General features: G+C 45.2%; 12 protein-coding genes and 1 tRNA gene. 7 read left to right on the top strand and 6 right to left on the bottom strand.

Translation table 11 applies throughout. The features are described from left to right. Positions 1–39: 39 nt before the first annotated feature. From WC496_00520 to WC496_00505, 4 genes are all read right to left on the bottom strand, one after another. On the bottom strand, positions 40–702 hold the full coding sequence (locus WC496_00520; GenBank protein MFA5291495.1) for a 50S ribosomal protein L25: 663 nt from the start codon (positions 700–702) through the stop codon (positions 40–42). A 46-nt stretch (positions 703–748) separates the two neighbouring features. Next, positions 749–1,696 (bottom strand): ribose-phosphate pyrophosphokinase, encoded by a 948-nt coding sequence (locus WC496_00515; protein MFA5291494.1) that lies wholly within the window; start codon positions 1,694–1,696, stop codon positions 749–751. Between the two features lie 12 nt (positions 1,697–1,708). Then, a complete protein-coding gene (locus tag WC496_00510; GenBank protein ID MFA5291493.1) occupies positions 1,709–2,929 on the bottom strand; it encodes an NTP transferase domain-containing protein in 1,221 nt (406 codons plus the stop codon). A gap of 46 nt (positions 2,930–2,975) precedes the next feature. Then, positions 2,976–3,047, bottom strand: a tRNA-Gln gene (locus tag WC496_00505). A 427-nt stretch (positions 3,048–3,474) separates the two neighbouring features. On the opposite strand from WC496_00505, the gene WC496_00500 reads away from it, so the two are divergent. The 7 genes from WC496_00500 to WC496_00470 are packed head-to-tail and all read left to right on the top strand — an operon-like array spanning position 3,475 to position 9,481. Further along, positions 3,475–4,194, top strand: a complete 720-nt coding sequence (locus WC496_00500) for a sugar phosphate nucleotidyltransferase (GenBank protein MFA5291492.1) — start codon at positions 3,475–3,477, stop codon at positions 4,192–4,194. Beyond that, positions 4,191–4,718: a dTDP-4-dehydrorhamnose 3,5-epimerase family protein gene (locus WC496_00495; protein MFA5291491.1), complete on the top strand. Its 528-nt coding sequence runs from the start codon at positions 4,191–4,193 to the stop codon at positions 4,716–4,718. The genes WC496_00500 and WC496_00495 overlap by 4 nt, the downstream gene beginning before the upstream one ends. Next, positions 4,711–5,544, top strand: a complete 834-nt coding sequence (gene rfbD / locus WC496_00490; protein ID MFA5291490.1) for a dTDP-4-dehydrorhamnose reductase — start codon at positions 4,711–4,713, stop codon at positions 5,542–5,544. The genes WC496_00495 and rfbD overlap by 8 nt, the downstream gene beginning before the upstream one ends. Then, on the top strand, positions 5,544–6,557 hold the full coding sequence (gene rfbB, locus WC496_00485) for a dTDP-glucose 4,6-dehydratase (protein ID MFA5291489.1): 1,014 nt from the start codon (positions 5,544–5,546) through the stop codon (positions 6,555–6,557). The genes rfbD and rfbB overlap by 1 nt, the downstream gene beginning before the upstream one ends. A 30-nt stretch (positions 6,558–6,587) precedes the next feature. Continuing rightward, complete coding sequence (locus tag WC496_00480; protein MFA5291488.1) at positions 6,588–7,637, top strand: glycosyltransferase; 1,050 nt, start codon at positions 6,588–6,590, stop codon at positions 7,635–7,637. Next, positions 7,634–8,467: an FkbM family methyltransferase gene (locus WC496_00475; GenBank protein ID MFA5291487.1), complete on the top strand. Its 834-nt coding sequence runs from the start codon at positions 7,634–7,636 to the stop codon at positions 8,465–8,467. The genes WC496_00480 and WC496_00475 overlap by 4 nt, the downstream gene beginning before the upstream one ends. A 27-nt stretch (positions 8,468–8,494) precedes the next feature. Continuing rightward, a complete protein-coding gene (locus tag WC496_00470) occupies positions 8,495–9,481 on the top strand; it encodes a class I SAM-dependent methyltransferase (protein ID MFA5291486.1) in 987 nt (328 codons plus the stop codon). A gap of 4 nt (positions 9,482–9,485) precedes the next feature. Here the strand turns inward: WC496_00470 and WC496_00465 are convergent, their stop codons facing one another. Together WC496_00465 and WC496_00460 are read right to left on the bottom strand one after the other, a co-directional pair. Continuing rightward, positions 9,486–11,363, bottom strand: a complete 1,878-nt coding sequence (locus WC496_00465; GenBank protein MFA5291485.1) for a glycosyltransferase — start codon at positions 11,361–11,363, stop codon at positions 9,486–9,488. Positions 11,364–11,381: 18 nt separating this feature from the next. Continuing rightward, positions 11,382–13,568 (bottom strand): ABC transporter ATP-binding protein, encoded by a 2,187-nt coding sequence (locus WC496_00460; protein MFA5291484.1) that lies wholly within the window; start codon positions 13,566–13,568, stop codon positions 11,382–11,384. Between the last annotated feature and the right edge of the window lie 86 nt (positions 13,569–13,654).

The following is a 13,654-nucleotide window of genomic DNA, read 5'->3' as shown; positions in this document are numbered from 1 at the left end:
CAGATTTTTCTGCCCTGTCATTGCGGCTCGTTAAAATCGTTAAGCCTTCTTTTCAGCGTCTTCTTCACCTTCCTTCGGTTTTCTTTCTGTAATAACCTCAGGAGATGTCGGCTCTGCCCCAGCCACTGCTTCAGCCTCCGGCTCAGCGATAACAATAGGTTCATGACAGGCAACCACAAGTATATCAGGTGCTGTCACAAGCCTGACCCCGGCAGGCAGTACGATATCGCGTGTATGAAGCGATTCGTCAATCTTGAGACCCTTTACAGAAACATCGATTGTTTCAGGTATTTCTGTTACCGTACATTCAATCTCAATCTTGGCGAGATGCTCTTCAAGAACTCCGCCTTCACTCACGCCGACTGGAGTGCCCTTGAATACAAGCGGAACTTCAACCGTAACTTTTTCGCTCAGGTCGACTCTGATTAAGTCGGTATGAATTATACTCCTGCCGAGATAGTCGTACTGGACTTCCTTAATCAGCAGCTTTTCTGTTTTTCCGCCAATTTCAACGTCAAGCAGTCTTTGTCCGTGACGGATGCCTTCGGCAAAATCATGAGCGTTAAGGACAACAGCCTCCGGCTCTTGTTTATGCCCATAAATTATGGCAGGAATTTTGCCTTCCTTACGAAGTTTCGCCGAACGTTTCTTCCCTCGCTCTGTTCTTGTTTCAGCCTTTAAAATCAGCTCTTTTGATGCCATGTTATCTTTACCTCATTTTCAGCATAAATTATAAGTTACCAATATACTACGCAAACATTGCACTTATAGATTCGTTATTATGTATTCGTTTTATAGCTTCTCCGAGTATATCCGAAACGGTCAGCACCTTGAGATTGGCGAGCTTTTTGGTATTCGCTCCCAGGGGAATCGTATCCGTAACCACTATCTCGTCAATCGGAGAATCGGCTATCCTTTCCACGGCTTTGTCGGAGAATATGCCGTGTGTGGCGCCTACAAATACCTTATTTGCTCCCTGTTTCTTGACAAGTTTGGCGGCCGAACATATCGTACCGGCGGTTGAAATCATATCGTCGCACATCAGAACATTTCTTCCCTTGACCGAACCGATAATTTCTTCGCACTGGACTTCTCTGCCGTTTATGCGTCTTTTGTGAATTATAGCCAGTTCGCCGTTGAGATGTTCGACGTATCTCGCCGCTCGTTTCATATTGCCAAGGTCTGGCGAAACTATTGTCAGGTTATCAATCTTTTTGGTTCCGAAATATTTCGTCAGCACAGGCTCGGCAAAAAGATGATCGACCGGAATATCGAAAAATCCCTGAAGCTGGGCGGCGTGAAGGTCCATCGCGAGAACCCTGTCGGCGCCGGCTATGGTTATAAGATTGGAAACCAGCTTGGCTGTTATCGGAACTCTGCCCTCGTCTTTTCTGTCCTGCCGGGCATAACCGAAATACGGTATAACCGCGGTTACCCTGCTTGCGCTTGCGCGTTTAAGGCAATCGAGAAAAATCAGAAGCTCGACGAGATTCGCATCGACTGGGTTGCATCCGGACTGCACAACAAAACAATCCTTGCCGCGAACATCGTCTTCGCACTTTATTAATTTTTCGCCGTCGGGAAACCTGTCGATTTTAGCGCAGCCGATAGGCACTTCGAGATACTTGCATATCTTCTCTGTAAGTTCCGGATTACTCGAACCGCTGAAAATCTTTATGTTTTTACTCAAAGGCATTTATCAGTCCCTTTATTCTTTCTTTCCTGCGGCGTCCCTGCCGTTTACTACCGAGCCGGGCGAAATATGCGTACCAGCCGGAACAGTAACCGGGGCGATGAGTATCGAGCCGGCCCCGATAAAAGCTCCGTCGCCAACCTGACTTGGATTTGTTTTTTCGCCGTCGAAGTTCGCCGTTATCGCACCTGCGCCTATAGTAACATTTTTACCGATTTTCGAGTCGCCTATATAACTGTGATGTCTGGCCCTGACTCCGTCGGCAAGCGTCGATTTTTTCACTTCGGTAAAAACGCCGAGAACAACATCGTTCTCGAGCACGGTTCCGTCGCGAAGATGAGCAAAAGGCCCTACTCTGCAGTTGCTGCCAATCTTTACCCGTCCGCGAATATATGTAAAAGGCTCAATTACCGAATCCTGTCCTATTTGTGCGCGGGCGTCAATCCACGTATTAGGCGGGTCGACTATCGTTACGCCGGATTTCATAAAGCCTTCCTGAACCCTTCGCTGCATAATCTTGCCTGCCTCGCTGAGCTGCTGACGATTGTTAACGCCCATCGCGTCTTCCGCAGCAACCGCCGTTACAGCGACGACTTTATGGCCGGCCTTTATAATCAAATGCAGTGCGTCGGTCAGGTAGTATTCTTTCTTTACATTGTCAGGTGTTATCTTTTCCAGAGCCTCGAAAAGCGTTTTATTCTTAAAGCAGTAGTAGCTCGGATTAACTTCCCTGATTGTTTTCTGAACAGGACTACAATCGCCGTCCTCGACGATGCCCTGGATATTTCCGTAACTGTCGCGGACAATTCTGCCATAGCCGCTCGGGTCGTCAAGAATTGCCGTAGCCAGCGTGGCCGACGACATTTCACGTTCGTGTTTTTCTATCAGCGTCTTGAGCGTTTCTGTCCTGATTAAAGGACCGTCTCCGCAGAGAATAAGCGTATCACCGGCAAAATCAGCCAGATGTTTTTTGCAGCACATCACCGCGTGGCCAGTGCCTTTTTGTTCTGCCTGTTCGATCCAGGTAATATTCTTGTCGTCGCTGAAATACTCGATTACCTGTTCTTTGCCGTAACCGACTATAACATATAATTGCTGAATACCAGCCTGTCTGCAGGCATCGACTACATAGGCCAGCATTGGTCTTCCGCAGACCTCGTGCAGAACCTTAGGCAGCTTGGTGTTCATCCGGCTGCTTACGCCGGCGGCCAATATTATCGCAACTTTTTCAGACATAACCTATCCACTTTTAATATCAAATATTCACTTTTAACTATTTTAACTACCCGGCTAGGACTCGAACCTAGAATGGGGGCACCAAAAGCCTCTGTGTTACCAATTACACCACCGGGTATAAGTCTTTTGAAATTAAATAGTTAAACCCAATCATTGAAAATATGAAACAAAAAGACAAAATAGCACTTAAATATAAAATTTCAAATTTTCAACTTTTCTGTTTTCACGGTGGCCGTTAGTACGAGCCGGTTGGGTCCTGTCGGAGGTTTGAGCCGGTTATGCCGTGATTCTACCGGCCCCACATTCCTATTGCTACCCCGTTCGACAGGGACTTGGGCAACACTATACTAAACCTCTATCGGCAAAGCAAGCATTTTCCCTGCACTAAATTAGCTGTTTTCAATACTGATAACGCCGATTTTAAACACGCCCTGCCAAAAAAATGATTATAATCCTTTTCATCTGCATCAGCCTTTAATTGACTTATCGCCGTTATGATTGTAAAATCCTGTAATTCAGTTACTTAAAGGGAGAATTTTGTGGACATAAAAGGTGTCGTTCTGGCCGGCGGAACAGGTTCCCGCCTGATGCCCCTGACTAAGGTTACAAATAAACATCTATTGGCTGTCGGTAAAAAACCGATGATTTACTACCCTGTCGAAAAACTCGTCTCAGCCGGAATAAAGGAAATTCTTATTGTAACAGGTGTTGACCACATGGGCGACGTGGTAAATCTGCTCGGTTCAGGCAAAGATTTCGGCTGTCGATTCACCTATAAAGTTCAGGACCAGGCCGGCGGTATCGCTCAGGCACTTTCTCTGGCGGAAAACTTCGCAGGCACCAGCGGCCTTGTCATAATCCTCGGCGATAACATCTTCAAGGCACCATTAAAGCCTTACCTGAAAAAATTTACCGCCCAGAAAAAAGGAGCAAGAGTCCTGCTCAAAAAAGTCGAAAATCCGCAGCGTTTCGGAGTCGCTGAAATTTCAGACGGAAAAGTAACCAAAATTATCGAGAAACCGAAAAATCCGAAAACAAATCACGCTGTAACCGGAATATATTTTTACGACAGCGATGTTTTCAACATAATCAAAACGTTAAAGCCCTCCGGCCGCGGAGAGTTTGAAATCACCGACGTCAATAACGTTTATATCGGCCGCAATCAGCTCGAATATGATATTCTGGCCGGCTGGTGGACAGATGCCGGAACATTTGAATCGCTTAACACTGCAAACAAACTGGTTATTAAGGAGCCTCCAGAATGACAAAAAAAACAGCGACATTGAAAAGAGTTTTTTCCGAAGGTTCGATTATCATTACAGGCTCGGCCGGTTTGATTGAAGGCGTTAAGGTAAAAGCCGCAAAGGTTCTTCTGGACGAACGCGGCAGACTCGGCGAAATTATGCGGGCCGATGACGAACTGTTTGAAAAATTCGGACAGGTTTATTTTACCTCGACATATCCCGGCGTCGTAAAGGCCTGGCACTGGCATAAAAAACAAACCGATTACTTTTATGTGGTAAAAGGCACGATAAAGGTCGCTCTTTACGATGCGAGGGACGATTCGAAAACCAAAGGCAGCGTCAACCAGATTTATATGGGCGAGCATTGTCCGGCAGTTTTGAAGATTCCGCCAGGCGTATGCCACGGATGGATGTGTGTAAGTCAGGATGAGGCATACATAGTAAACACGCCGACTGAAGTTTACAATTACACTCAGCCCGACGAATTCAGAATACCGCCTCACGACAACGACATCCCTTACGACTGGACACGTCAGGATGGCTGAAAAAATTGTACTGCTCGGCGCAAAGGGTATGCTCGGTTCAGAGATTTGTAATTTATGCGCCGGAGATAATATAACCGCTCTCGACCTGCCGAATTTTGATATCACCGATAAAAAGCAGCTCGCCGGGGCCGTCGAAAATGCGAATATTGTTATTAACTGCGCCGCGTTTACAGATGTCGAAAAAACTGAAAGTCAATATGACCTCGCTTTTAAGGTAAACGCCGAGGCGGTTGGCAATCTCGCTCAAATCGCCAATAAAAAAAATATCTATGTTATTCACATAAGCACCGATTTTGTTTTCAACGGCAAAAAAGAAACGCCTTACATCGAAACCGATATGCCTAACCCAATAAACGCTTACGGCAAAAGCAAGCTCGAAGGCGAAACGCTTTTAGCGAAAAATCATAACAATTTTGCTATTATTCGTGTCCAGTGGACCTACGGCAAAAACGGCAATAACTTCATAAGCAAACTGGTTTCTCTTTCCAAACAAAGAGACAGTTTAAAAGTTGTTGACGACCAGTTCGGCTCGCCGACATGGACTTGTGAAGCCGCCAAAGTCATTCACGAGTTTATCGCGAAAAAACCGCAGGGTATTTTCCACTATGCCGCCACCGGTTTTACCAGCCGCTGCGAGATGGCAAAATTTGTTTTCGAAAAACTTAACCTCGATACTGAAGTCGTTCCGTGCAAAACGAGCGAATTTAAAACCGCCGCAGCGAGACCCGCCAACAGCAGATTCCACTGCGACAAAATACAGTCTTTACTTGACAAACCGATTGAATTGTGGCAAAAATCTCTTGAAAGGTTTTTGAAAACAATATGATGAAAAGAATTCTCGTTACAGGCGGGGCAGGCTTTATAGGAAGCAATTTCGTAAGATTACTGCTTGCCGAACAGCCGGATTGTTTCATCGTCAATCTCGACAAACTCACTTATGCCGGAAATCTTGAAAATCTTGAAGGCTTTCTTAAGCATCCCAACCATCTTTTCGTCAAAGCCGATATATGCGACGGCAAAACAGTTGAGGATATAATCGATAAAAACAAAATCGATACGATTGTAAACTTTGCCGCCGAAAGTCACGTCGACCGTTCGATAACGGAACCCAAAATTTTTATCGAAACCAACGTAACCGGCACGCTTACCCTGCTCCAGGCCGCCTGCGACAAAAAAATCAAGCGTTTCATACAGATTTCAACCGACGAGGTTTACGGCGAGCTTGGCCCGACCGGCAAATTCACGGAAGAAACTCCTCTGTCTCCAAATTCACCGTACTCGGCAAGTAAAGCCGCGGCAGATTTGCTCGTAAAAGCCTTTGGGCATACATGGGGACTCAATTACAGCATAACCAGATGCTCGAATAATTACGGCCCGTATCAATTCCCTGAAAAAATGATTCCGCTGATGATAAACAACGCTCTGAACGATAAACCTTTGCCCGTTTACGGCGATGGTTTGAATGTTCGCGACTGGATACACGTCGAGGACCATTGCAGGGCCGTATGGAAAGTTTTAACGGACGGAAAGAGCGGCGAAGTTTATAACATCGGTTCGAGCAATGAAAAAACAAACCTCGAAGTGGTAAATACGATACTCAAGCTGGTTGATAAACCTCAGTCGCTGATAACGTTTGTCAAAGACCGTCCCGGCCACGACCGGCGATATGCTATAGACTCTGCGAAAACAAACGCTCAGCTCGGCTGGCACGCGGCAACAAAATTCGAGCAGGGTATAAAAAATACGATTGACTGGTACCTCCAAAATAAAAAATGGCTCAGCCGTGTAACCAGCGGCAATTATCAACAGTATTATCAAAAGATGTACGCCAATAGATAGAAATATATTTTAATATTTTAAAAAGATTTTATGGGTTATAGAATTCTTATTGTCGGTGATTCAAAGCAATACACAGCTAAATTAATTAAAGACATCCAAAGAAAATTAGGTAAAGGATTTATTCGTTCAGGCTGTGATGTTCAGGCCTTTGATTACAATACGGCATTTTCCCACTGTGCGCCGCTGACATCATATCTTCTTACAAGAAAAATCTGCAAAGATAAGGTGGATGATTTATTAGTCCGGCAGAGTAAAAAATACCAACCAGATATAATTATGATTACTTTCGCAAATTTCCTGGACAGGCAGACTATTCAGAAATTAAGACTGGCCAATAAGAATGCGTTTATATGCGCTTTTGACGGCGACTTGTGGCCTCATTTGCATAAAAACCGGATTGAAGCCGCCAAAGAAACGGATTTAGTTATAACAACCAATGATGGAAGTGGACGGCAGGCTTATAAAGATTCGGGAATTAAATGTGTTTTTATGCCTTATCCCTGCGACCCGGATTTGGAGCATAGATACAATATTTCTGAAGAATGGAAATGCGACATTTTATTTACCGGACAAACCAGAGATAAAAGTTCGAAGTACCCGGTAGAAAACACTCGCAGTGAACTGCTCACAAGACTTTCAAAAACAGCAAACGCCAGAATATATGGTGCTTTCGGATTTCCTAAAATAGGCGGTATGGATTATCTGTATGCGATTAATGGAGCTCGTATCGGCCTGAGCGTTAACGCTGATAATAATGTCAGAATGTGTCATTCAGACCGTTTTTATACCTATTTATCCTGCGGCACATTTGTCTTAGCCAAAAAGGTTCCGGATTCCGACTTGCTTTTCCAGGATGGCACTCATCTCCGTTACTTCGAAACAAACGACGAATTTTTCGAACTGGCCGACTGGTACTTAAAGCACGACCAGGAACGGCAAAAAATCGCAGCGGCCGGTATGCAGCGTGCGCACGACGAATTTAATTGTGAAAAGATAGCCCGATATATTATCGATTCGATTGTAAAAGGCAGCTACGACGCCCCGTGGACGAATATGAACACTGAAGGAGCAGAAATATGAAAATACGCGGTTTATGGTTTAAACATCCGCTTCTGTATTACAAAATAAAGTGGCATAAATGCAGATATAAATACGGTTCGATGCCGCGCAGGGTTCCTGTATATGAAGGTTATGTCAATGATATTAAATTTATCTTTGACTTCTCATTAGGTTCAAATATCAAAAAAATGTATTATGGAATCTACGAGTTTTATGTCAGAGAGGCATTGAAGAAATACCTAAAGCCCGGAGGCGTTTTTCTTGATATAGGGGCAAACGTTGGTTATTTAACCGCGTTCGGTATGAGTCTGGTCGGAAAGGAAGGCACAGTTCACAGTTTTGAGCCTATTCCGGCTTATTATGAACGTTTATTAACATTGGCCCGCTTAAATCCGGAATTCAATTTCGTGGTCAATAATATGGCTTTGGGAGAAAGTAACGGGCAAATCTCTATTACTAAGCACAAACACGGTCTTGGGGGCAGTTCGATAATTCCAGGGTTTGTGCCTCAGGAACACGTCGAAGAGACTTTCCCGGTTACAATCGGCAGGCTGGATAGCTACCTTGAAAAATGCAAAATATCAAATATTTCCCTGATTAAAATTGATACGGAAGGCTTTGAGTTGCCGGTACTGTTAGGGACTTCCGGATTTTTCGATAAATCGAAAGGCAATCTCCCTCCTATTGTTGCCGAGATTACTCCTGCTGCTTTTAAGCTTATGGGAAAAAGTCTCAGGGAACTTTCAGAATTTATGGGGCGGTATGGATACAAATGCTATGATATTTTCGGCAGCCATCGTATCGATCTTGAAAAAATGACTAAAGGGGCGGATGTGTTATTTAGGGCGTAAAATTGCAGCGATTTGTCTGGTAAAAAAATGAGTTATAATCTTGAAACAGTAAACTGTCCTTTATGCGGCAAAAATAATTATGCCCCGTATATAACGAACGCCAAAGAACTCTATGGCGGAACTGATAATTTCTTCACCCTTGTAAAATGCCGCGACTGCCAAATGGTTTTTACCAATCCCCGCCCGACAAAAGATACGATAGGTTTCTTTTATCCCGACTCGGCAGGTTATTATCAGCCGGATTCGAAAAATAAAGATAATTCCATCGAGGAAAAAATCGCAAGAACAGTTTTGGCAAATTATTACGGCTACCAATTCGAATCGCCCTTCGGCAAATCTCGGGCCTTTCTGTTTGAAAAACTTTTCCGGCACAGACTTGCCGTCGATCATATCCCGCGGTTCGTTCCCGGCGGAAGGCTTCTCGACATCGGCTGTTCATGGGGTTCGTTCGCCGCCAAAATGGCTCACTACGGCTGGGAAGTGCACGGGATAGAAATTAATAAAAAAGCCGTCGATTATGCCAGGGAAACTCTCGGCCTGAATAATATTTTCAACGGGTTCTTCGACGAATACCAATGCCCGGATGATTTTTTTGACGTTGTCCACATGAGTATGGCCCTTGAGCATATACACGAACCGGCACAGTGTTTGAACCGGGTATATAAATTCCTGAAAAAAGGCGGTCAGTTGATCATTTCTGTGCCGGATATATCTGGGTTCGAGGCAAGAATTTATGGCAAATATGCTTATACGCTTCATGTGCCCCAGCATCTGAACCATTTTTCGCCGGCTACCATCAAAGCAATGCTGAATAAAACAGGTTTTACCGTTGAAAAAATCGTCCATCAGAGTTCCGCAAAGGACCTTGTCGCCTCGGCGCAATATCTTGACAACAAATTGCCGCATCATATTTTGAAATCGCGCCCGGTTCGTAAAATATTTGTTAAGCCTTTTGTATTTTTGCTCGCCAGATGCGGAAAAACAAGCAGGATGAGCGTATATGCGAAAAAATGATTAGTTATGTCTTTTGAATACTTTTCTTTATTATTTCACAAAACTTCCCGGCGAGAACCTTCCTGTCATATTGTTGAACAAATTGTCCGGCGTTTTGGCCTAACCTGTCGCGCAACGCGGCATCCTGAACCATTTTCAGGATTTTCTCTTTCCATTCTTCAGGCGTCGACGCAATAACGCCAGCCCCGCTCTGATAAATAAAATCACCGTTAACGCTTACCGGCGAAGCGACCACTGGCAGGCCGGCAGCGAAATACTGCAGAATTTTGAAGGCGCACTTACCCCGCGTAAACCGGTTGTCCGGCAGCGGCGCAAGGCCTATATCGCATTCCAATAAATCGGAATATTGCGAATCCAGCGACCATTTACGCTTTTCAACAGGCATATAATCCATATCGAAAAAATCGTCTGCGATAATACGAAGAACTATTTGTGCATCTGTTTTTCCAACCTGTTCAAGAACTTCCCGAAGTTCTGAAAGATACATCAGCGTAATTTTACTGCCTATCCAGACCAGGCGAATTTTATTATGCACCGTCCTGTTGTCCGCTTGCCTGAACGCTTCCGTATCGAGTCCTGTCGGCAGTATGTAAACATTCGAACAGTATCGCAGGGCATGTTCCGCCAGATATTCATTGCCCGCAATCATCACATCCGCCATTTTTGCCGTTCGCCTGAATAACCGAAAATGGCTCGTTCGATTATTCTCAGGTCTTACAGGACTATACATTATTGCATCGTCAAAATCGTAAATTATCATCTTGCTGTAATAACGCAGAATCTTCGCGTCGAACAGGTTCAGGCATTTCTTGTGAAGCAGAACGGCGTCAAACTTTCGGGCCGAGTAAAACAGCATCCAGCGGGATATTTTATTCTCGGGAAGCCGACAAACTTTCGTTTGTATCCCCGCATCGTGTAAATACGGCAGATAGTCGCTGATACGCTGGCGAAAACTGGCACGAGACGGGTTATGACTTAGGATAAGAATTCCGGCCGATTGCGGATTCGTCAATTGCCGCATCTCCGCCACAAGCAGCCAGAATAAAGTCTTTAAATTAAAATGCCTTTTCAGTGAACTTTTTAATAAATCACAGGCAGTTTGCTGTATTGATTCCCTGATAGCGCTCCTGGCGGCTCTGTACTGTTCCTTGCTCAATCGTCTCATCGCCAGTCTGCGAGGAACCGCATTTATGCCGCCACCGTTGTAATAAAAATTCTCAAGTACTTTATATTCGGTATTGCGATTAGTGAAAGATGCCTTGGATAGATTGCCGCTGTGCCTGCGTCTTTTAAAAACCGGCTTATTAACCGGGATAAAATCGTATTTCAAAGAAAGTTTCAGCCATAAATCATAATCGGAACAAACATGCAAAGACGTATTGAACCCGCCGGCCTCGACCAGAATTTTTTTCGGGAAAAGCGAACCGCAGGAATGTATCAGTATATTCTCAAACAGCCTTTCCGTTATCCTGCCGCTGTAAAGTTTTTTCTTTCTCCTGTGAAGTATATCCCCCTTTTCATCAATAGCGGCATAAGGACCATAAACAACAATATCTTCAACTCCTTTCGGTATTGCTGCCGTCATTTGCTCGAGCGCATCGGGAAACAACAGGTCGTCCGAATCAAGAAATGATATATACCTGCCCTCTGCAAGTTCAATTAGTTTATTTCTCGCCGCAGCATCGCCGGCATTTTTCTGCCAGTGATACCGTACATTATAACCGCCCTTTCGAAGCATTTCCTTCGTGCCGTCGGTCGAACCGTCATCGACTATCACAACCTCGAAATCCTTATATGTCTGTGCAAAAACACTGTCGAGGGTTTCCTTAAGCAAATGCTCTCTGTTATAGGTTGGAATGCAGATACTGATATTCGGCGCCATCGGCGGTCTCCGCCCAAATCAGGTTACAATCAATTGCGTTTCGTACAAACTCCTGTACAAAGTACAGTTTTTGACAAGTTCTTCGTGTGAACCCTGAGCGACAATCTGCCCCTTGTCCATTACGACAATTACATCCGCACTGAGAATGGTGCTGAACCTGTGAGCAATGATAAAACAAGTCCTGTCCTTCATAATCTTCTCTATGGCCCTGTGAATCTTGGCTTCGCTGTCGGCATCGACCTGACTTGTGGCCTCGTCGAAAATCAGAACAGCAGGATTCTTCAGAATCGCCCTGGCTATAATAATTCTCTGTAATTGCCCGCCGCTGAGACCGCAGCCCTGTTCGCCGATTAACGTCTCATACCCATTCGGCAAATTAACTATAAATTCATCCGCGAAAGCGCCTTTTGCGGCTTTGATTATTTCGTCTTTCGAAGCCTGCGGTTTGCCGTAAGCGATATTAGTCGCGACGGTACCGTTAAATGTTATCACATTCTGCGTTACCATCCCAATCTGGTCCCTGAGACTTTTCAGCGTAACATCGCGTATATCCTGCCCGTCAAACAGAACAGAACCGCTGTCAACATCATAGAACCTCGGAATCAGGTTTGCCAAAGTTGTCTTGCCCGAACCGTTTGGACCCACAATTGCGACGGTATGGCCGGCCATTACCGTCAGGTTAACGCCGTTCAGTACGGCCGACTCACTGCCGGGATAGGTAAATACGACATTCCTTAATTCGATTTTTTCCTTCAGCGTCGCCAGCTTTGCTGCATCCTGTTTTTCAATCTCGAGCGGTTCATCCATAAGAGAAAACACTCTTTCAGCCGCGGCGTTCGCCTCCTGAATCTTGTTCCATATATCGCTCGTTTTCCTCACAGCCTCTGCCGCCGAGCCAAGCAAAATCAATATCGTAAAAAACTCAGTAGCGTCGAGCTGACCTCTGTTTATCCAGTGTGTGCCGAAGATTATCGCCGCTGCACCTGCCGCCATTCCAATCACTTCCAGTATGGGCATTGTCGCCGCGTCAACACGCGAACCTTTCAGCATCTGTTTCAGCAATTTTTTGTTTATCGCACTAAAAATGCCCTTCTCATAATCCTGCTGATTATAAACTTTCACAATCTTCAGCCCGGCCACTGTTTCCTGCAGCTTAGAGAGCATTTGCGCCCACGACAGAAGCGTTTTTCTTGTCGCATGCTTCATTTTCCTGCCCAGTAATGCCGTCAGCCAAAGCGTGGCCGGCGCACCGCCTAAAAACACAAGCGTAAGCTGCCAGTTCAAAAACATCGCGGCCCCAAGGAAAAAGGAGGCATTGAGTGGTTCGCGAAGCGCCTTGCCCAGCAGAACCTTAATGCCGTTGCCCATGGCTCCGCTGTCCCTTATAAGCCTGCTGACGGTATCGCTCGGCTGTTCATTGATGAAATATCGTATCGGCATCTTCATCACATGCTCGAAAGCGTCCAGCCGTAAATCGTTTATCGCCACCTGTACTACCTTCTGTGCCAGATAATCCTGATAAAACTTTGCTATACAGCGAATCATCGTAATCACAAGCATCACTATCATAATAAAAGTGACTGCTTTGGTTTTCCCTTCATTTGTCTTTTCTCTCGGAAGTAAACGCATCAACTTATGTGCTTGTGCAAAAAATGATTTTCCCGCGTTCCACTTGATTCGCTCGACAGGTCCCCATTTTGCAGACTCCATAAACGCCTCATCTGCCGTCGAATCAATCTGAATCTGTTTAATCTCGGAAACATTATCGTTGCCGACCGTCTGCAATTGAATTGTCAATCGGCCTTTCGGCGCGTTAGCCATTTCCTGCATCAATTCAGCAGCGATAAATTCCTCTGCCTCCGGCCCAACTAAAAGGTCGCCCGCGCCGATAATTCTGTCGTTCAGTTTTAATCCTGCCGCCCCGGCCAAACCATTCTTTGTAACTTTGGTTATAATAAGACTGTGCGTAACTTCCTGGCCGTTTTTCCCCGTTAAATCCGCGACATCCGGCACGTAAAAATCTACGCTGTACCGCCAATTGCAGGTTTTCCTGTCCACCCAGCCGTGCAGTCCCTCTTCCCCTATCATAACTTTCAGAAGCGGGATAAGCGTCATAAAGCTCAACGACAGCAGCAGCGAAACGATTAGCGCGCCGCATACGACCACAATGATTCTGGGCCATTGCGGCCAGATATATTTGAACATACGTCTAAATGCTTGCAATTTACTTTTACTCCATATAAAACCGCCACATACGATAACAGAATAGATAGAACAGGTCAATCCCGCAC

The sequence above is a fragment of the Phycisphaerae bacterium genome, from assembly GCA_041652575.1.
Lineage (GTDB): Bacteria > Planctomycetota > Phycisphaerae > Sedimentisphaerales > UBA12454 > UBA12454.
Note: the sequence above shows the minus strand (reverse complement) of the source record. Positions and strands in the feature narration are given on the sequence as shown.

What these genes read in the sequence shown, in the direction of transcription:
- WC496_00520 (MFA5291495.1), bottom strand. Translation starts at nt 702, where the DNA reads ATGGCATCAAAAGAGCTGATTTTAAAGGCTGAAACAAGAACAGAGCGA.
- WC496_00515 (MFA5291494.1), bottom strand. Translation starts at nt 1,696, where the DNA reads ATGCCTTTGAGTAAAAACATAAAGATTTTCAGCGGTTCGAGTAATCCG.
- WC496_00510 (MFA5291493.1), bottom strand. Translation starts at nt 2,929, where the DNA reads ATGTCTGAAAAAGTTGCGATAATATTGGCCGCCGGCGTAAGCAGCCGG.
- WC496_00495 (MFA5291491.1), top strand. Translation starts at nt 4,191, where the DNA reads ATGACAAAAAAAACAGCGACATTGAAAAGAGTTTTTTCCGAAGGTTCG.
- rfbD (MFA5291490.1), top strand. Translation starts at nt 4,711, where the DNA reads ATGGCTGAAAAAATTGTACTGCTCGGCGCAAAGGGTATGCTCGGTTCA.
- rfbB (MFA5291489.1), top strand. Translation starts at nt 5,544, where the DNA reads ATGAAAAGAATTCTCGTTACAGGCGGGGCAGGCTTTATAGGAAGCAAT.
- WC496_00480 (MFA5291488.1), top strand. Translation starts at nt 6,588, where the DNA reads ATGGGTTATAGAATTCTTATTGTCGGTGATTCAAAGCAATACACAGCT.
- WC496_00475 (MFA5291487.1), top strand. Translation starts at nt 7,634, where the DNA reads ATGAAAATACGCGGTTTATGGTTTAAACATCCGCTTCTGTATTACAAA.
- WC496_00470 (MFA5291486.1), top strand. Translation starts at nt 8,495, where the DNA reads ATGAGTTATAATCTTGAAACAGTAAACTGTCCTTTATGCGGCAAAAAT.
- WC496_00465 (MFA5291485.1), bottom strand. Translation starts at nt 11,363, where the DNA reads ATGGCGCCGAATATCAGTATCTGCATTCCAACCTATAACAGAGAGCAT.
- WC496_00460 (MFA5291484.1), bottom strand. Translation starts at nt 13,568, where the DNA reads ATGTTCAAATATATCTGGCCGCAATGGCCCAGAATCATTGTGGTCGTA.